At 41.5% G+C, this 20,391-nt stretch carries 14 protein-coding genes and 1 pseudogene; 7 read left to right on the top strand and 8 right to left on the bottom strand.

The genetic code is table 11. From position 1 onward, the window contains the following. Positions 1-21 precede the first annotated feature (21 nt). The 3 genes from DXA54_RS11720 to DXA54_RS11710 all read left to right on the top strand — a co-directional run bounded on the left by DXA54_RS11720 (position 22) and on the right by DXA54_RS11710 (position 4,952). Entirely contained in the window at positions 22-486 is a 465-nt protein-coding gene (locus tag DXA54_RS11720) for a V-type ATP synthase subunit K (RefSeq protein ID WP_004297644.1), read from the top strand. A 202-nt stretch (positions 487-688) separates the two neighbouring features. Then, entirely contained in the window at positions 689-2,350 is a 1,662-nt protein-coding gene (locus DXA54_RS11715) for a glycogen/starch synthase (protein ID WP_120079534.1), read from the top strand. 37 nt (positions 2,351-2,387) lie between these two features. Beyond that, positions 2,388-4,952, top strand: coding sequence for a glycosyltransferase family 1 protein (locus tag DXA54_RS11710; RefSeq protein WP_004297649.1), 2,565 nt, complete (start codon positions 2,388-2,390; stop codon positions 4,950-4,952). 210 nt (positions 4,953-5,162) lie between these two features. Here DXA54_RS11710 and DXA54_RS11705 read toward each other — a convergent pair whose 3' ends face one another. Beyond that, positions 5,163-6,266: a TlpA disulfide reductase family protein gene (locus DXA54_RS11705; protein WP_004308092.1), complete on the bottom strand. Its 1,104-nt coding sequence runs from the start codon at positions 6,264-6,266 to the stop codon at positions 5,163-5,165. Positions 6,267-6,404: 138 nt separating this feature from the next. Here DXA54_RS11705 and potA point away from each other — a divergent pair, with 138 nt between their 5' ends. From potA to DXA54_RS11685, 4 genes are read left to right on the top strand one after another with little or no spacing between them, the layout of a single operon-like run. Continuing rightward, entirely contained in the window at positions 6,405-7,796 is a 1,392-nt protein-coding gene (potA, locus tag DXA54_RS11700; RefSeq protein WP_004297652.1) for a polyamine ABC transporter ATP-binding protein, read from the top strand. 11 nt (positions 7,797-7,807) lie between these two features. Beyond that, positions 7,808-8,608 (top strand): ABC transporter permease, encoded by an 801-nt coding sequence (locus tag DXA54_RS11695; RefSeq protein WP_004308090.1) that lies wholly within the window; start codon positions 7,808-7,810, stop codon positions 8,606-8,608. Then, positions 8,602-9,396, top strand: a complete 795-nt coding sequence (locus DXA54_RS11690; RefSeq protein ID WP_004297655.1) for an ABC transporter permease — start codon at positions 8,602-8,604, stop codon at positions 9,394-9,396. The genes DXA54_RS11695 and DXA54_RS11690 overlap by 7 nt, the downstream gene beginning before the upstream one ends. Before the next feature lie 32 nt (positions 9,397-9,428). Beyond that, a complete protein-coding gene (locus DXA54_RS11685; protein WP_008776543.1) occupies positions 9,429-10,760 on the top strand; it encodes an ABC transporter substrate-binding protein in 1,332 nt (443 codons plus the stop codon). A 121-nt stretch (positions 10,761-10,881) separates the two neighbouring features. Here DXA54_RS11685 and DXA54_RS11680 read toward each other — a convergent pair whose 3' ends face one another. From DXA54_RS11680 to DXA54_RS11650, 7 genes and pseudogenes are all read right to left on the bottom strand, one after another. After that, positions 10,882-11,574: a DNA alkylation repair protein gene (locus tag DXA54_RS11680; protein WP_022199559.1), complete on the bottom strand. Its 693-nt coding sequence runs from the start codon at positions 11,572-11,574 to the stop codon at positions 10,882-10,884. A 124-nt stretch (positions 11,575-11,698) separates the two neighbouring features. Further along, complete coding sequence (locus DXA54_RS11675; protein ID WP_004300189.1) at positions 11,699-12,358, bottom strand: DUF4840 domain-containing protein; 660 nt, start codon at positions 12,356-12,358, stop codon at positions 11,699-11,701. A gap of 173 nt (positions 12,359-12,531) precedes the next feature. After that, a complete protein-coding gene (locus DXA54_RS11670) occupies positions 12,532-14,229 on the bottom strand; it encodes a response regulator transcription factor (RefSeq protein ID WP_004300188.1) in 1,698 nt (565 codons plus the stop codon). A gap of 685 nt (positions 14,230-14,914) precedes the next feature. Then, positions 14,915-16,468: a BT_3987 domain-containing protein gene (locus DXA54_RS11665; RefSeq protein WP_243647653.1), complete on the bottom strand. Its 1,554-nt coding sequence runs from the start codon at positions 16,466-16,468 to the stop codon at positions 14,915-14,917. A 27-nt stretch (positions 16,469-16,495) separates the two neighbouring features. Then, positions 16,496-17,731: a DUF1735 and LamG domain-containing protein gene (locus DXA54_RS11660; RefSeq protein ID WP_004317800.1), complete on the bottom strand. Its 1,236-nt coding sequence runs from the start codon at positions 17,729-17,731 to the stop codon at positions 16,496-16,498. A gap of 14 nt (positions 17,732-17,745) precedes the next feature. Then, positions 17,746-18,780 (bottom strand): glycoside hydrolase family 18, encoded by a 1,035-nt coding sequence (locus tag DXA54_RS11655; protein ID WP_120079530.1) that lies wholly within the window; start codon positions 18,778-18,780, stop codon positions 17,746-17,748. Between the two features lie 24 nt (positions 18,781-18,804). Continuing rightward, a pseudogene (locus tag DXA54_RS11650) lies at positions 18,805-20,387 on the bottom strand (RagB/SusD family nutrient uptake outer membrane protein). Between the last annotated feature and the right edge of the window lie 4 nt (positions 20,388-20,391).

Genomic DNA, 20,391 nt, shown 5'->3' with positions numbered 1-20,391 from the left:
AATAAAAAATAGAATAAGATTATGGAAATGAATTTGTTTATCGCCTACATTGGCATCGCGATTATGGTTGGTTTGTCGGGCATCGGTAGTGCTTACGGAGTAACTATTGCAGGTAATGCTGCTATCGGAGCATTGAAGAAGAATGATAGTGCATTCGGTAACTTCCTGGTATTGACAGCTCTTCCGGGTACACAGGGTCTTTATGGTTTTGCAGGTTATTTCATGTTTCAGACAATCTTCGGTATTTTGACTCCTGAAATTACACCTATCCAGGCATCAGCAGTGCTTGGTGCAGGTATTGCTCTGGGATTGGTTGCTTTATTCTCCGCTATCCGTCAGGGACAAGTTTGTGCAAACGGTATCGCAGCAATCGGACAGGGACACAATGTATTTAGCAATACGTTGATTCTTGCCGTATTCCCCGAACTCTATGCAATCGTTGCTTTGGCTGCAACCTTCTTGATTGGTAGCGCACTCGTTGCATAATTTTTAGCAAGAATATTTCCTATAAAGGACTTTCAATCCCCTTGTACATGCTGCTTTGCATGTGCAAGGAGATATTCTTTTTTCATTGTTAGACAACGTTTCTTTCCTCTTCTTAACTCATATTTTTTGTATAAAGTATTATTTTTCAAAGAATAATGTGTACTTTTGCACTCGCATACTAAAAAGAGTTTTAATATATTATATGGTAAAAGATTTATTAACCCCCGATTATATCTTCGAGTCCAGCTGGGAAGTATGTAATAAAGTGGGAGGGATATATACCGTCTTGTCGACACGGGCAAATACATTACAGGAAAAATTCCGCGACAGAATTTTCTTCATAGGTCCTGATGTGTGGCAAGGAAAGGAGAACCCTCTATTCATCGAGTCGGATAACCTATGTGCTGCCTGGAAAGAGCATGCGCTTGAGAAAGACGAACTTTCTGTCCGTGTGGGACGATGGAATATCCCCGGTGAACCCATAGTCATTCTTGTTGATTTCCAACCTTTTTTTGAAAAGAAAGACGATATATACACAGAAATGTGGAATCGTTATCAAGTAGATTCGTTGCACGCCTATGGCGATTACGACGAGGCTTCTATGTTTTCCTATGCCGCAGGAAGAGTGGTGGAGAGTTTCTATCGCTACAACCTGACGGAAACGGATAAGGTGGTATATCAGGCACATGAATGGATGACTGGAATGGGAGCACTTTATGTACAGGAAGCTGTGCCGGAGGTTGCTACTATTTTTACGACCCATGCTACGTCTATCGGTCGTTCCATTGCCGGCAATAATAAGCCGTTGTATGACTATCTGTTTGCTTATAATGGCGACCAGATGGCGCAGGAACTGAACATGCAATCGAAACACTCGATTGAGAAACAGACTGCACATTATGTAGACTGTTTTACTACGGTGAGTGAAATAACCAATAATGAATGCAAGGAATTACTGGATAAACCGGCAGATGTTGTTCTGATGAACGGTTTTGAAGATGATTTTGTGCCGAAAGGAAGCACGTTTACCGGCAAGCGTAAGCGCGCACGTACCTTGATGCTTAGTGTTGCCAATAAATTATTGGGAACAAATCTGGGTGATGATACGTTAATTGTCGGAACCAGTGGGCGATATGAGTTTAAGAATAAAGGTATTGATGTTTTTTTGGAATCATTAAACCGCTTGAACAGGGATAAGAAACTGCATAAGAATGTGTTGGCATTCATCAATGTACCCGGTTGGGTGGGAGAGCCTCGCGAGGATTTGCAGGCACGTTTGAAGAGCAAAGATAAGTTCGACACTCCCCTCGAAGTACCGTTTATCACTCATTGGCTGCATAATATGACTCATGACCAGGTGTTGGACATGTTGAAATATCTGGGAATAGGCAATCGTCCGGAAGATAAGGTAAAGGTGATTTTTGTTCCTTGTTATCTGGATGGTCGTGATGGTATCATGAATAAAGAATATTATGATATATTGCTGGGGCAGGATTTGAGTGTCTATGCTTCTTATTACGAACCGTGGGGATATACTCCGCTGGAAAGTGTAGCTTTCCATGTGCCGACAATCACTACGGATCTGGCAGGATTCGGACTTTGGGTAAACAGCCTGAAGAACCAGCATGGCATTAATGATGGAGTGGAAGTGCTGCATCGTTCGGACTATAATTATTCGGAAGTGGCGGATGGTATCAAAGATACGATTACGTTGTTTGCGGATAAGACTGATAAAGAGGTGAAGGAAATCCGTAAGCGTGCTGCTGAAGTTGCAGAGCAGGCTTTATGGAAGCACTTTATACAATATTATTATGAAGCTTATGATATCGCTTTGCGTAAGGCAAGGATACGTCAGTTGAGTTAAGAAAGAAATTATTTATCAATAAGTAAACGAAAACATTATGAAAATCAAAGTTAGTAATGTGAATACTCCCAACTGGAAAGAGGTTACTGTGAAATCACGTATACCGGAAGAGTTGGAGAAGTTGTCTGAAATCGCACGCAACATTTGGTGGGCATGGAATTTTGAAGCGACTGAACTGTTTAGAGATCTAGATCCGGAACTTTGGAAAGAATGTGGACAGAATCCAGTACTGTTGTTGGAACGTATGAGCTATGAGAAGCTGGAAGCGCTGGCAAAAGACAAGGTGATTCTAAGAAGAATGAATGAAGTTTATACGAAATTCAGAGATTACATGGATGTGAAGCCGGATGAGCAACGCCCATCTATAGCTTATTTCAGCATGGAATATGGCTTGAGCAGCGTCCTGAAAATATATTCCGGTGGTCTGGGCGTATTGGCTGGTGACTATCTGAAAGAGGCTTCCGACAGCAATGTTGATTTGTGTGCGGTAGGTTTCTTGTATCGTTACGGCTACTTTACTCAAACGTTGTCTATGGATGGACAGCAGATTGCCAACTACGAGGCACAGAACTTCGGTCAACTTCCTATTGAACGCGTAATGGATGCCAATGGTCAGCCGTTGATAGTTGACGTTCCTTATCTTGATTATTTTGTTCATGCAAACGTATGGCGTGTGAATGTTGGACGTATTTCTTTGTATCTGCTTGATACGGATAATGAAATGAACAGCGAATTCGACCGTCCTATCACTCACCAGCTTTATGGTGGTGACTGGGAAAACCGTTTGAAACAGGAAATCTTGTTGGGTATCGGTGGTATCCTGACTCTGAAAGCTCTGGGTATCAAGAAAGATGTTTATCACTGTAATGAAGGACATGCTGCATTGATTAATGTTCAGCGTATCTGCGACTATGTAGCTACTGGATTGACTTTCGACCAGGCTATTGAGTTGGTTCGCGCTTCTTCTCTTTATACTGTTCATACTCCGGTGCCTGCAGGTCATGACTATTTTGACGAAGGTTTGTTCGGCAAATATATGGGTGGTTATCCTTCCAGAATGGGTATCTCATGGGATGACTTGATGGATCTAGGACGTAACAATCCGGGCGACAAGGGCGAACGTTTCTGTATGTCTGTTTTTGCTTGTAACACTTCACAGGAAGTGAACGGTGTAAGCTGGCTGCACGGAAAAGTTTCTCAAGAAATGTTCTCTTCTATCTGGAAAGGTTATTTCCCGGAAGAAAGCCACGTAGGATATGTAACGAATGGTGTTCACTTCCCAACTTGGAGTGCAACAGAATGGAAAGAATTATACTTTAAATATTTCAACGAAAACTTCTGGTTCGATCAGTCTAATCCTAAGATTTGGGAAGCTATCTACAATGTGCCCGATGAAGAGATTTGGAAGACTCGTATGACTATGAAGAATAAGTTGGTTGACTATATCCGTAAGTCATTCCGCGATACATGGTTGAAGAACCAGGGAGATCCTTCTCGTATCGTTTCACTGATGGATAAGATCAATCCGAACGCATTGCTGATTGGTTTCGGCCGTCGTTTTGCTACTTACAAACGTGCACACTTGCTGTTCACCGACTTGGATCGTCTTTCTAAGATCGTGAACAATCCTGATTATCCGGTACAATTCCTGTTTACAGGTAAAGCTCACCCGCACGATGGAGCAGGCCAGGGCTTGATTAAGCGTATCATTGAAATCTCTCGTCGTCCGGAATTCCTGGGTAAGATTATCTTCCTCGAGAATTACGATATGCAACTGGCTCGTCGTCTGGTTTCCGGCGTTGATATCTGGTTGAATACTCCGACTCGTCCGTTGGAAGCATCCGGTACATCTGGTGAAAAAGCTTTGATGAACGGTGTTGTCAATTTCTCCGTATTAGACGGATGGTGGCTGGAAGGTTACCGTGAAGGTGCAGGTTGGGCGTTGACTGAAAAACGTACTTACCAGAATCAGGAACATCAGGATCAGCTGGATGCTGCTACTATTTACAGTATTCTTGAAACTGAAATCCTTCCGTTGTATTATGCACGTAATAAGAAGGGATATTCTGAAGGCTGGATCAAAGTGGTGAAGAATTCTATCGCACAGATTGCTCCTCATTATACCATGAAGCGTCAGTTGGATGATTACTATAGCAAGTTCTATTGCAAACTGGCAAAACGTTTCCAGACTTTGGCTGCTAACGATAATGCAAAAGCAAAAGAAATCGCAGCTTGGAAAGAAGATGTGGTTGCTAAATGGGATTCTATTGAAATCGTATCTTGTGACAAGGTAGAAGAGCTGAAGAATGGTGATATCGAAAGCGGAAAAGAATATACTATTACTTACGTTATCGATGAAAAAGGCTTGAATGATGCAGTGGGACTTGAATTGGTTACTACTTACACAACTGCAGACGGAAAACAACATGTTTATTCTGTAGAACCGTTCAGTGTAGTCAAGAAAGAAGGCGACTTGTATACATTCCAGGTTAAACACAGCTTGTCAAATGCAGGTAGTTTCAAGGTGTCTTACCGTATGTTCCCGAAGAATCCGGAACTTCCACACCGTCAGGACTTCTGCTACGTACGTTGGTTTATCTAATTGCTTGAGTAAAAGTAGGGGAGTATATCTCCCTCACTTTCATACATACATTCAGCCCCTGTATTCTTTGAGAATGACAGGGGCTGAATTTTTTATCTGTTTGGAGAGTGGGGCGTAAAGTCTCGCAAATAAAAAAGACTGTCTCATTTTCTATTTGAGACAGTCTTGTATAAATTTCAAGGCCTTTGGAAAAGCCTTTCTTTGGATCTGTTATTTAACAGCTTCTGCAATTTTAGCTTGAAGTTCTTCTCCGTGCAGACCGCGAGCAATAATCTTACCGCTACCATCGATCAATACAGTGTGAGGAATGCTGTTTACAGCATAAAGCTGTGCACCTTCACTTTGCCAGAATTTCAGGTCGGACATTTGCGGCCAAGTCATGTCTAGCTTCTTGATTGCTTCTTTCCATGCAGCACCATCCTGATCGAGAGATACACCTACGATTTCGAAGTTTTTGCCTTTGTACTTAGCGTATGTTTCTACTAGGTTAGGCATTTCGCGACGGCAAGGACCGCACCAGCTAGCCCAGAAGTCAACCAATACCACTTTTCCTTTGCCTACATAATCAGACAACTTCACTGTCTTTCCTTCCGGAGTCTGCATTTCGAAATCAACAAATTGAGTACCTACAGCAGTCTTTTTCTGCTTGTCAGTCATCTCTTTGATTCTTACGATTGTTTCGTCATTCTGGAAATTCGCAGGAATTTGTTGCAACAAAGCTTCATTTTCGTCCGTAGAGTTATTGTAGAAAGTTTGTTTAAACAAGAATACTCCAACCGGGTTGGTGATATTCTTTTGTACGCCTTCTTTGATTGCTTTGTCATATTGTTCTTCCAGCTGAGCACCTTCTTTTTGTTTGGCCTCTTTTTGCTCATCACTTAAAGATGTATTACCCATTGCCTCATAAATGGCATTCATTTTTTTGCTGATGTCATTGATTTGAGCTCTGATTTCCTGGTATGCATCGTTGTTGGGAGTACCGGTAACAGCGTCATTATCCTTGGTCAGGGCAACGTTGATTTTTCCGTTTTCCAGGAAGAAGTCGATCATCAACGGTTCTCCGTTCACTTCACAAGTGACATAACGGCTAACCACAGAATCTTGTGTGCCTTCAAAGGTAAAAGTACCTTTGGTGATAACGGCTGTATCTAGTTTGGTCAGATTTCTACCATTGGCTTCCTGAAGATAAACGGTGTCACCATCGCTTGCACCTTCTACTGTACCTGTAATAGTGTATCCGGCTTTGTTTCCGCCAGTACAAGCTACCATGCTTAACGCTGCCGTTGCAATAACTAAATAAGTAAACTTTTTCATGCTTTTGTAAAATTGGTGAATAAATATTTATGCAAAGATAGATTTTTTTTCTGTCGGGCATCGAAAAACACTGTTATATTAGATTAACACGTAGGTGGAAACCGCAGAAATGTGTACCTTTGCAGCCCAAACTTTAGTATGAATATGCAAGAAGATAAATCCATCATTGAGGTGAGCCATGTATCGAAGTACTTTGGCGATAAAACAGCATTGGATGATGTGACTCTGAACGTGAAAAAGGGCGAGTTTGTGACTATCCTTGGTCCTTCCGGTTGCGGTAAAACCACGTTGTTGCGTCTCATTGCTGGTTTTCAGACAGCTTCGGAAGGCGAAATCCGAATTTCGGGGATGGAAATAACACAAACTCCTCCCCATAAGCGTCCGGTGAATACGGTATTCCAGAAATATGCCTTGTTCCCGCACTTGAATGTGTATGATAACATCGCTTTCGGCCTGAAACTGAAAAAAACACCGAAACAGACCATTGAGAAGAAGGTGAAAGCTGCTTTGAAAATGGTAGGCATGACGGATTATGAATACCGCGATGTGGATTCTCTTTCCGGTGGTCAGCAACAACGTGTAGCTATTGCCCGCGCCATCGTGAATGAGCCGGAAGTGTTGTTGTTGGATGAACCGCTGGCAGCGCTCGATCTGAAAATGCGTAAGGATATGCAAATGGAGCTCAAAGAAATGCATAAATCTTTGGGAATCACGTTTGTGTACGTCACTCACGATCAGGAGGAGGCACTTACGTTAAGTGACACGATTGTCGTAATGAGTGAAGGAAAGATTCAGCAGATCGGTACGCCGATTGATATTTATAATGAACCTATCAATGCTTTTGTTGCGGACTTTATCGGAGAAAGCAATATCCTCAACGGTACCATGATTCATGATAAACTCGTACGTTTTTGCGGTACGGAGTTTGAATGTGTGGATGAAGGATTTGGCGAGAATGTTCCGGTGGACGTAGTCATTCGTCCGGAGGATCTTTATATTTTCCCCGTTTCGGAAATGGCACAGTTAGTAGGAGTGGTAGAGACTTCTATTTTTAAAGGAGTACATTATGAAATGACGGTGTTGTGCGGCGGATATGAATTCTTGGTGCAGGATTACCATCATTTTGAAGTAGGGGCTGAAGTCGGTCTGTTGGTGAAGCCTTTCGATATTCATATTATGAAGAAAGAGCGTGTTTGCAATACATTCGAAGGAAAATTGCTGGATGCTACTCATGTGGAATTCCTGGGCTGTAACTTTGAATGTGTTCCGGTGGAAGGAATTGCTTTCGATACGAATGTCAAAGTGGAAGTAGACTTTGAAAAAGTGATTCTTCAGGATAATGAAGAAGACGGAACGCTGACGGGTGAGGTGAAATTCATCCTTTACAAGGGTGACCATTATCATCTGACTGTATTGTCAGATTGGGACGAGAATGTATTTGTAGATACGAACGATGTATGGGATGACGGTGACCGTGTAGGTATTACCATCCCTCCAGATGCTATTCGTATAGTTAAAATAACCGATTAACAGGAAAGGAAGTGAATAAGAGGTTTATAGTCTTTTTGTCATCACGTAAGAGTTGGACTCTCCCTTACATTATTTTTTCGGCGATCTTTGTGATTATACCGTTGTTCTTAATTGTCGTATATGCCTTTACCGATGATAGCGGCCATTTGACACTCGCCAATTTTCAGAAGTTCTTCGAACATCCCGAAGCAATCAATACCTTTGTCTATTCGATTGGTATTGCCATTATTACCACCCTTGTTTGTATTTTACTGGGTTATCCTGCTGCCTGGATATTGAGTAACAGCAAGCTGAACCGTTCCAAGACGATGGTCGTACTGTTTATTTTGCCGATGTGGGTAAATATTCTGGTGCGTACCCTTGCTACTGTTGCCTTATTCGACTTTTTCAGTGTGCCGTTGGGCGAGGGAGCGTTGATATTCGGTATGGTATACAACTTTATCCCTTTCATGATTTATCCTATCTACAATACTTTGCAGAAGATGGATCATAGCTATATCGAGGCGGCGCAAGACTTGGGAGCCAATCCTGTGCAAGTCTTTCTGAAAGCAGTCCTTCCGCTTTCCATGCCGGGGGTGATGAGTGGTATCATGATGGTGTTCATGCCGACTATATCGACATTTGCCATTGCCGAGTTGCTGACGATGAATAACATCAAACTCTTTGGTACGACGATTCAGGAAAATATCAATAACAGTATGTGGAACTATGGAGCGGCACTTTCGCTCATTATGTTGCTATTGATAGCTGCTACTTCCCTGTTCAGCACCGATGATAAGGAAAACTCAAATGAAGGAGGCGGGCTATGGTAAAGAAGATATTTGCACAGACTTATTTGTGGATATTGCTGCTCTTGCTTTATTCTCCGATCGTGATTATTGTGATCTACTCATTTACAGAGGCGAAAGTGTTGGGTAACTGGACGGGATTTTCTACCAAACTTTATTCTTCGTTATTCACTACCGGTGCTCATCATTCTTTGATGAATGCATTGATTAATACGATCACTATCGCTCTACTGGCTGCAACAGCATCTACGTTATTAGGAAGCATCGCTGCTATCGGTATATTCAATCTGAAAGCCCGTTCACGCAAAGCGATCGGATTTGTGAACAGCATTCCTATTCTGAATGGTGATATTATCACCGGTATATCCTTGTTCCTTTTGTTTGTATCTCTGGGGATCACACAAGGCTACACAACCGTAGTGCTTGCTCATATTACTTTTTGTACCCCGTACGTTGTTTTAAGTGTATTGCCCCGTTTGAAGCAGATGAATCCGAATATTTATGAAGCTGCCCTCGACTTGGGAGCTACTCCTATGCAGGCCTTGTGGAAAGTCATAATTCCGGAGATTCGTCCGGGAATGATTAGCGGCTTTATGCTTGCACTGACACTATCCATTGATGATTTTGCCGTAACTGTATTCACTATCGGTAATCAAGGTTTGGAAACGCTTTCTACTTATATCTACGCCGATGCCCGCAAGGGAGGTTTGACCCCGGAACTTCGCCCGCTTTCGGCTATCATTTTTGTCGTGGTACTGGCGTTATTGGTTGTAATCAATTACCGGGCAGGAAAAACGAAGAAAAAAGATTAATAGACTATCAAATGTGCTACTACGTAAATAATATGAAAAGAATAATTCCTGCTATCCTGCTCTTATTGGCTTTGACCGGGTGTTATAATTCCGGTGAACCTCGTGAGCGGGTTCTTAAAATCTACAACTGGGCGGATTACATCGGCGAAGGTGTACTTGAGGATTTCCAGGCATATTATAAAGAACAGACCGGTGAGAATATCCGTATCGTTTACCAGACATTCGATATCAACGAAATCATGTTGACGAAAATTGAAAAGGGGCATGAAGATTTTGATGTTGTTTGTCCTTCGGAATACATCATCGAGCGTATGCTGAAGAAGCATTTGTTGCTACCTATCGACACGAATTTCGCACATTCTCCCAATTACATGAATAATGTGGCTCCATTTATTCGTAAGCAGATTAATAAATTGAGTCAGCCGGGTGAAAAAGCCAGCCGCTATGCTGTATGTTATATGTGGGGGACGGCAGGTATTCTGTATAACCGGGCTTATGTGCCCGATTCGGTAGCCCTGTCCTGGGATTGCCTTTGGAATAAAAAGTATGCCGGAAAGATCCTGATGAAGGATAGTTATCGTGATGCTTATGGAACAGCCGTGATTTATGCGCATGCAAAGGAACTGAAGGAGGGAACGGTAACAGTGGAAGAGTTGATGAACGACTATTCTCCACGTGCGATGGAGTTGGCTGAAAAATACTTAAAAGCCTTGAAACCGAACATTGCTGGCTGGGAAGCGGACTTTGGCAAGGAAATGATGACGAAAAATAAAGCTTGGCTGAATATGACTTGGAGCGGTGATGCAATCTGGGCGATTGAAGAGGCCAATGCGGTAGGAGTGGATTTGGATTATGAAGTTCCCGAAGAAGGAAGTAATATTTGGTATGACGGTTGGGTGATCCCGAAATATGCCAGGAATCCGGAAGCAGCCAGTTATTTTATCAACTTTATGTGTCGTCCGGATATAGCCTTGCGGAATATGGATTTCTGCGGATATGTAAGTTCCATAGCTACTCCCGAAATACTGGAAGAGAAGATAGACACCACTCTTCATTATTATTCCGATTTAAGTTACTTTTTCGGACCGGGTGCAGACAGCGTGCAGATTGATAAAATACAATATCCGGATCGTAAGGTGGTGGAACGATGTGCCATGATTCGTGATTTTGGCGATAAGACAAAAGAAGTTCTTGATATTTGGTCGCGTATTAAAGGAGATAATTTGGGAGTGGGTATTACTATTCTTATTTTCGTCGTTGTTGCATTGATGAGTGGTTGGATGATTTATAAGAAGTGGCAGCGTTATAATCGTCAGAAACAACAAAGACGTAGAAGCAGAAGGAAAAAGGTCAGGAGGAATTAGTGTTTCTCCGGATTGCAAACAAAAAATAAATTAGGTGGAAAATAAAAGCGGTATCTACGGTAAGAAATAAGAAGCACGGTGAACAGAATGCTGATGGCAGGATGTTCGCCGTGCTTGGTATTTATCGTCTTTTCATTTCTCGGAGAATGTCCTTGGTGTCCTTATCTACCCGGAATGACTCAATTGTTTTTTGCAGTGCCTTGTTGTAAGTCCAGTTATCCAGTGTGCTATGTTTCAGATACTCCATTGTCTTTTGGGGAAATTTGATAAAACACAATGATATCATCCATGCCATAGCCATGCGTGCATAATAGGCATCATGATTGAATGAGTCGGCATATTTCAGTAACGAATCGATATGCGCGTCATCTACATAATGGAAAAGCATCACAATTCCGAAACGTATTTCAAATTCTTTAGAGGATTTCAGATAGGGTTGGATAAATTGCCATACGTTTTCTTTTCCTTTTTTCACAGAAGTTTTCAGTTCACTGCAGAATATGTCGCATACAGCCCAATTATCTATACGGGGAATGAACATCGTTACGTATTTCATTTGTTCTTCAAGTTCCATTTTTGCCAGTCCGATAATCATTCCCTGAAGCATTGTTTCTTCATAATAAATCGTATCGGTTGATTCGACAAATGTACGCCAGTCTTCTTTCTTAATAATTTCTTTGGCCATTGTCCGCAGTTGGGGGATGCGTACGCCGAGAATGTTGTTTGCTCCCGGGAGGAGGGAAGAATGAAATTCCTGATATTTGGAATCTGCTAATGTTTGTAATTCTTTCCGGATATTTTCAGTTGTAGTCATTTTCATATCGTTGGTTATTTCACAAAGGTATAAAAAAAGAGTATGCGCGCTGTGTGCAGGCATACTCTTTTTGGAGGTAATTCCCATCATAATGAAAATACGTTGGGAAAGTTTATCCGATCAGTTACTTTTTGACCATGTCGAAACTGAATGTGGTAACCGAAAAGTTTTCAAGCGGCTCTCCTTCTACTTCCACTTGGGTGGCTTTGATTACAAAGGTGAGTTTTTTATCTTTATATGTATATTGACCCTTTTCTTCCGCTTCTATAGTTACTTTTACAGTAATTTGAGGAGCTTCCTCTCCCTCTGTTTGTACTTGGGTAGGGATCGTGTATTTTATTTCCAAAGGTTCAGGTTTTAATTGAAGTAGAATGGAGCCTTTGCTATCATCATTAAAGGCTGCAGTATAAGGAATGTTGTAATTGATATCACCCAAAGTCTCAATGATAATTTCGCCTATTTCTTCACCGACAATACTTTTAATCAGATCGTCAACCGGAAGTTTTTTTATCATAATCTGATTGTCTTTTACTTCAGCGGTAACTGTGGCTCCTTGCGGCTGTTCTTCTTTGAAGGAATAGTTTTGTGGATTGACGGATGGAGCAGTTTCTGTCAGCATATTACCGGAATAATTACCTTCCACATCTTTAAGTGAATATACGGGAATATCAGAATCGTTATCACTACTACATGCTGTAAAAGTGGCTATCAGGCCTAATGACATTACTAAGAAAGCAAAACGATTAAAACAACAAGCTTTTTTTATTTCAGTTATAATTTTCATACTGTTTTAAATTAGATTATTAATTTCAAAATTAAGGTGTACGTACATAAAGTAAATGCCGGTACTTGTGAAATACTGCATAAGGAAATAAAAATAGAATATTTTTTTTATATGAGTATTGCCATGAAGATCCCTGTTCATGGGATCTTCAATTATAAAATATTCTTTTTATTTTATAGCTTTTTCGTAATGGACTTGCTTGGAGTTATCCCGAAATACTCTTTGTATTTATGGCGGAAATTCTTAAGATTTTTCAATCCAATCATTTCAGGAATAACCTGGACAGAGTATTTTCCACTCTCCAATAACTCACGTGCTTTTTCCATACGAATACGATAAATAAAATACTTCGGTGCTTCTCCCGTCAGTGCTTTCCATTTATTAAAGAAAGCAGTTCTGCTCATATACAGTTCAGAGGCAATTTCATCTATCGTCAGATTTTCCTTATCTATATTTTTTAGAATAAATTCTTTTACTTGATTGATGAATGTGTAATTACTATCATCTAAAACTTTCTCTTCTTCCTTTTCCAAGAACTGCTTTCCGAAAACTGTCTGCAAGAATGATCTTCTTAGAGAACGGTTGTTTTTGATAAGTACATTCATTTCTATCTTTAAATCTTCGATGTGGAAAGGCACATATAAAAAGATGTCGGCCAGAGAACTTTCTCTTTTGTTGCGTTGTCCTATATCTATACGTGAACCGTAAAGGATGATAGGAATAACGGATGTTTCTCCTGATGTCTTTAGTCTTGATGACAGTTCATAGCCATACATTCCATGCAGCATAAGGTCGCAAATCACTAAATCAGGATATTTCTCTTTTATACATTCTAAAGCTTCAGAGCCATTCCCGAAACTTTTCACATCAAAATCCTTTGATAAACATTCTTCCAAATAAGACTTGAATTCTTCATTACTGTCAGCGAGAACAACAGTAGGCTTGATTGAACTTTTTTTATGAGCAATCTTACCCAATGAAGTATCAGTCTTTCTTTCTTCCGACTTTTTTGCGGAGTGTATGATATTATATCCGGATACCTTTCTTTCTGAATTTGTTGTAGGAAATCTTAGTGAGACAGTGTGGGTTGAATGATTGATAAGAATATTCCCATCACATAGTTTCATTAATTTTTTGCAGAGTACACTTTTGGCAAATGCATATTTGAACTCTGATTTATGTTTAGGTTTAATCAAGTGATACTTTTGGCGCCTATAACATGTTAGCAATTTGCCCTTGTTGGCATCGAACGTTTTAAGTTCCCAGTGTTCGGAATTAGAAGAAATTGAAAAGATAATCCTTTTATCTTCAGGTTTCGAATGTTCTATTGCGTTTTTTATGAATTTATCAATGATGGGAGAGATTTTACTTTGATCGAACCAAACGCTGGCATAATTAAACTCTGTTTTTATTTCTAACTTAATCCGCTTGTCCGTAGCGAAATTTTTCAATGAATGGACTCTGTTATTAATGAAGTTTCCCAGTTCATATTCGGCAATATCCATCTGTTTGGAGTAGATAAGCAGATGTCGCAGATTCATTAATTTGGTTAGGTGTTCATCAAGACAGTCTATATTACGAATGACTAGTGATAACATTTTCTTTATGTCTTCGGGGCAACTATCATCACAAGCAGCTCTTAGAGGGGTATGAACGAGTGTGATAGGGTTGCGAATGCTTTGAAAAGAATCCATGAAATATTGGTGCTCTTCTTTTAAGATTTTGATTTCCTTATGGAGGGTAAGAAAATGAGATAAGAGCCAATATAATGAAATTCCTCCGGCTGTAAGTAGTAAGAAGAAGTGAGACTGGTGAAAGATATTTGCATCTATAATAGAGACAAATAGTGACGTTATCATTAAGTATTTCATATTTATTTTTTGTTGAGGTCACTTGGACTGTATACCTCTGTTCCTTTTTAGTTGAGGGGGGATGAGAAAATGCACAACGAGTGTGATTTAGGGCATTACTAAACTCAAACAGTCTAATCTCAAAATTATTTGTTCTTTGAAGGTCAATATTAAGAAAGCGAGTTCCGTATGCAGATTTAAATCCTTACGTCTTGAATCATTCTTTAAGGAATATCTATTTCCTCCAAGTGACAATAATTAATAGATCATTTTTTCTGAATATATAATACTAAATAGAGATTCTTTGACGGTGGTGGGCGTATCTTGTATTTGATACTGTAATCTTTTGGGGCTATCAGTATCACAATATGCTTTTTCATATGTAATTCCTAAGGTAAAGTAAACATATTTTCTTTATTGAAATATAGTTTGTTTTTGCGGAGTAAAAGTAATGATTTGGTATAATAAATAAATGATGAGTTATTGGCAAATGGTGTATTGTTATTGTTTGGTGTTGTTTTGTAGGTGATAAGTGTTGTGTTTTTGTATTATTTTAATTGATGATATTTGGTGGAAATAGTGAAACCGGAACTTTAACCAAATAGATGGTTAAAATTCCGGTTATATTATTTTACTGATAATAGGCGCATAAGCTCCTGTTAGTAAGGAAAGGATTTGTTTTTCCTCCCCTGTTTAATTGATAATTCTACATCTCGTAATAGTTTTTATCCCCTTTCATATCCTTGTATTTACCATTATGCAAATAGTTGATGTCCGGTTCATATTTATGGCCTCCTTCCACTCTATAAAAGGCTGCTGCCCCTGCATTTATGTTAGCATGATATGGTGTTGCTTCCAGTGCGTCCGACCAGAAAGGGATATTACGCATTATGTAAAGTTTGCCAAGACCTTTGTCATATAACTTTTCTCGTAACGTTTCCGGATACGATTCGTCATTTTCATAATCGAACGTATATTCGTCGGTGCTGAAACCGCCATATTGAGATTTGTCCAGTCCTGCTATTGGTTTTTCGATCGAGCTATCCTCCCATGGATTCATAATTTTGGTATTTATCCATGTCCAGGCATAATCAATATATTCACCTGCTCTGATACCCGCAGCCTCGGAGGCTAGTGAACCGGCCGGATCACCCGTTATGGTAACTGTAATCAGTTTGGTCTTGCCTAAAGATTCCCGTAGTGCTTTGATGAGCTTCGGATACGAGGTCGCATTGGCAGCCGGATGTCCGTTTATCCCATATTCGGCACCTTCGTCCATGAGATTAATGCCATCTACACGGTAGTTGGCGAGCTTCTTGACTTCCGCTACAAAGGCTGTAATCTGCTCATCTGTCAGGTTGCAGAATCCCAAGCCGGTCCCTTCTGCTTTAAGGGTGACGCAACGCTTTATACCATAGCTGGAGAGTGACGACATATTGCTTAACTGCTTTTTGAAATTGGCTGATTGGTTCAGAGTCACTTTTCCATTCGCATATCCCAGTGTTGCGGCATTCACATTAATGATGTCATATAAATAGGCATACCACGACGTTTCCCATAACTCATAATGTCCGGGACCGAATGTTTCATTATCATATAATACCATGATAAATTCTTTGGCAATGGAGGCGTTGACTTTTTCGCCATCAATAAACCCTACCATCTTGTACTTTTTCATATCAGCTTTCATCGGGCTCAACCACGGATAAGTAGAGCGTTTATAATAAATCTTGTAATAGATTTCATTACTATCCCGTGACGGACGAATTCCGCTTTCTTCCGGTAGTTCTACGGTAATAGGGAGCAAAGAATAATCATGCAATGTGCCTAGCGGATTCAGGCGTACCATGATAGTATCCGACATTGTATCTCCTGCCTTAATAGTCATTGCACCATCGTTACTGATGCCCTCAATGCTGATAGTAGACATTTTCCGGTATTCCGTACCGTGTTCTTCATTGTATTTGTCTACTAAGTCGAGGTCGATTTTCATTGTGATTCGGGTGTCCTGTGCCACCGGCTTCACCGTTTGGTAGAAGAATGCAAAATCGGGAGTCTTGGTATTGGTCATGGTGATTTCCAGGTCACTGGTTGTCATATCACATTTTAGCATGCCAAAGTTATTGTCTAAAGCCGTCTCGTTAGGTAATTTACCTACGGGAGTGGCAATGGAATTATCTTCGCAGCCTCCTAGCATGCCGGTTACTAATGTAATGGCAGCCATGCAGAGAACATTTTTGAAGTTTATATTTCTTTTCATGTCCATGGTTATCTTTAAAGTGAATGATTACTTGTTGATTTGTGGAATTTCGATTCCCGTCGGCCACACAAGAGGTTCGGCAGATACTGCATCGAATCCGTGTTTCGAATGGTCCTTGACGATGTTTCCCTCACCTTCATTAAATTTCCAGTAAGCAAGCAGGCTTTCTTCGTTTTCAGGATCTTCCACTTTATACATATTCGTCCAGATTTCTTCTTTCGTACGGCAAGTGTTCCAGATACGTATCTCTGCGATGTTACCGTTGAGTTGCCGTAGCTCATCTTCATAAGAGCGTCCTATCTGGAATTCGCAATCCGGCGTTCCACAGATATCCACAGTAGCTCCTTTTCCATAAGAGATATCCTGACTTTGCAGTTGTCCGTTCACATAATAGGCAATAAAATGTTCCTTGGCGTTGTACACCAGCGCTATATGATACCATGTCATTGCATTCAGTGACTTAGCCCTGTCGGCGGCGGGGAATTTGACTCCGTCCGGTCCCTGCATCTGCAACTGTTGGCGTGGGAAACTTGTATCACCTATACGCATTAAGAAATGCTGTTCTACTCCCATGATCGTACTGATATCCGATGCACCGGCCGTATTGCTTGGTCCGCTGTATGTAAAGTCCTCTACATATACCAGTGCTTCCATGGTAATCTGACCTAATTCTTTCAGACAGGCATTTTTCTCTTCGTCGAGGAAAGTAGGCACTTCCAGATAATTGTCTTTCAGGTTGGCGGCTACCGTGATAGCGCTTGAACGGCGCACCAGATAGAACAATGTTTTCGAACCGTTCAATAGATGAACGCCACCCGACGTTTCAGAGATGGTGAGCGGAACCAGATAAGTTTTATCAATCTCCAGATCTAACAGGTTATTAAAATAGATCGTATCAATCAATGATTCACTCTTTTCGGCTTTGATAATCAGTTCGCTGTTCGACAGGCTATAATATTTACTATCCAGCATTCCATAATCAGTCCCGTGCCGGGCATTGAATTCGTTTATCAGCCCGGGATCCGCTTTCAGCTTCACTACGATGTCTTTTCCTGCCGGGTAAGTCAACTTGGCGCTGAAGGCACGTTTCTGTTCATTCAGCGTATTTCGGAAAGTCACTCTTTCTGAATTGCTGTTACTGGCTTCCTTGATATAGACCATGTTGTCGAATGGTGCTTTATTGCTGTAATCCGTATTGTCACAGGCAATCATCAGTCCGCAGATGATTGCAGCCAGAGAGATGATTATTTTATATCGTTTCATAGTTCCTCCTTTCATTAATTAATCGGTGATGGGTTCAGTTTTTGGATAGCATCACGTATACGGCGGTAGTTAGTCACCCCATCGGTGGCGAGATAATCTTCATTGGCATTGTAGATAGAAACTCCTGCCAGCGGACCATTGTTACCCAGTCCTGTGATGAAATGATTGATGATGTAGGCCATCCCTTCCGAGGTTTGTATAACATCCAAATCTTCCCGGCTGATGATACCGGTTTTACCGTCATCGGTCGGAGGAGTGGCTGTCGTTATCACTTTCTCTTTGGGCATTTTCCCATAGAAACCTACAGGTTGGCTCATATTCAGTTTTATTTCGAGTGAGCTTTCAAGCAACACAATTTGCCCATCCACGAAATAGTCTACCAAATCGATGAACGGCTCTTCGTATCTTCCGCTATAATCCACTGTAAATGTGACGATGCCATCAAAGAAAACCAACTTTCCATTATTAGCTTTCGGACCGCCGATAGCGGCAAGTTTTTCCCGGATAGCCGTCGTTACCTCATTGAAGAAATCGACATGCATCATACTTCCGGCACGACCAAACTGCACATAATAACCGTCAAATTCATCACTCTCCCCGTTTTTCAATGCCGCATTCATTTTCGTTTTGAATTCTTCCAGGTTTTCTGTTGCTTCGCATTGGTCGTAGAATTCGGATAAATTCTTGTAATAGAGAAATTTGGTGCCAGTCCGTTTGAGTTTGGATATGTCTTCCTTATCATAAACGGACAGATTATCAGCGTTGGTCAGCACCACAAAATCTACGCTATCGGGCAAGGAACGCAAGAAATCCTGTTCGCCCAATGTCGTACCCGGATTGTTGGCAAAACGTATTAACATTAACGTATGCTTCCGGTTTTTGTATTCTTTCAGACTTTGCTCGTATTTTTCATGCAAGCTGGGGTCTTGTTCGTCGGGAAATATAGGGTTGTAATCAACCGGTGTCGGTTCTGTCCAGTCGCTACAGGCAACGAACATCAGTGAGCAGGCTACGGTCAATATGACACTTATGAATGAATTCAGTTTCATTGTATCTTGGGTTTAAGTTCCACATTATTTTACATTCGGATTGCAGTCCCACCATAAGCGGGTAGCGCCGTTATCTTCTCCATTGAGCTTTCGCAGGGCACCGAGCATATTTTCCGCATTCAGCTGATATTCTTCAGCAGGATAGGAGAGACGTCGTATTCCCAGTGTCAGGTTAGTGATTCCCACTCCCTTGTTGTCCATTATCGGAAGGAATTTAGGATACCCTGTGCGGCGATGTTCGCACCAGGCTTCAATGCCCAGAGGAAACATGGCAATCCATTTTTGAGTAATGATACGTTCCAGGTTTTCTTCGAAACGGGTATTCTCCTTGTCCTCGTTCCAGGCAATGGTGATGCTGCTCGGAGATTGGGCGCTGTATGTACCTCTCGGGTCTTTGTAAGCCCCCGGCACCAATGCTTTATTCTGGGAGTATCCGCTTGCTCCGCTTGCGCCCCATTGCTCAAAGGAAAGGGTGATCGCCTTCTCATATAGCTGTTGGGCATCTCCGCTCATTGCCCATCCCCGCAGGGCACCTTCGGCGCGAAGGAACGTGACCTCGGCGGCAGTCATCCACATATACGTATCATTGGCAGTCATCAAACGGTTGGAATAGGTTTGTATCAACTCGTCGTCCGTCACTTTGGAAGGAAGAATACCAATGCGTAGCCCATAGTAATCGGTATCATCCTGATACTTTCCCTGGGTGAAGTATTTTTCCAAACGCGGATCGTTATATCCCTGCATATAGGAAACGATTTCCGCAGCTATCCGGTGATCCTTCCAATCATTGAAACAGAGAGCCGAACGATTCTCCTCCACATGCAGTTGCGCGTTGTCCTCATTGTTCTCTATCACACCTGCGGCTACGGCTTTCTCGGCTATTTCCCTGGCCAGTTCCGGTTTCACATAAACGATACGCATGGCCATGCGAAGCTGTAACGAGTGAAGGTATTTATACCATTTCCGCACATCTCCATAATAAAGATTATCCAGTTTCTTAAATCCTTCCGCACTTAGACCTAGATTCTCCTTCAGAGCTTCATCTGCTTCTTCCAATTCCTTGAACATAGCCACATAAACCTCCTCTTGAGAGTCATAAGGAGCACTAAGGCCGTCACCTTCCGTTTTATCTCCCAATACTTTGGTATAGGGAATCGGCCCGAACATATCCGTAGACCGGTGCATGATAGCGACTCGCAGAATCTTGGCGAATGCCAGTGCGACGGGGTATTGGTACGGTTGATAATATCCCGGTAGGAAGGATACATTTCCGAGATAGGATCGGAGAACGAAGCCTTCAGCCAGTCCGACTTGGGATTATAAGTCGAGTATTTTTCAGTCCAACCCACACGAGTCTCTCCAAAATAACGCCCGTAGGCTCCTCCGCACATCGCTTCCACAAATTGATAAAGATGCTCTTGTGTGGGGACCACCAATGCTTCCATGCTCTTTAGAGACGAGCCGATGATATGGTTTTCGCGCATCAGTTCATCCTGCGTTGTCTCGTAAGGATTACGATTGATATCCATATCGATACAACTTCCCGTCCATAGCATCAGCGTTAGCAGGTATGCCAGTCGGAGGGTTGCTTTTCTGTATTCTTTCATTTGA

It is taken from the genome of Bacteroides sp. OF03-11BH, from assembly GCF_003604005.1.
In the GTDB taxonomy this organism is placed as follows: domain Bacteria; phylum Bacteroidota; class Bacteroidia; order Bacteroidales; family Bacteroidaceae; genus Bacteroides; species Bacteroides ovatus.
This window is presented reverse-complemented; position numbering and strand designations above follow the sequence as displayed.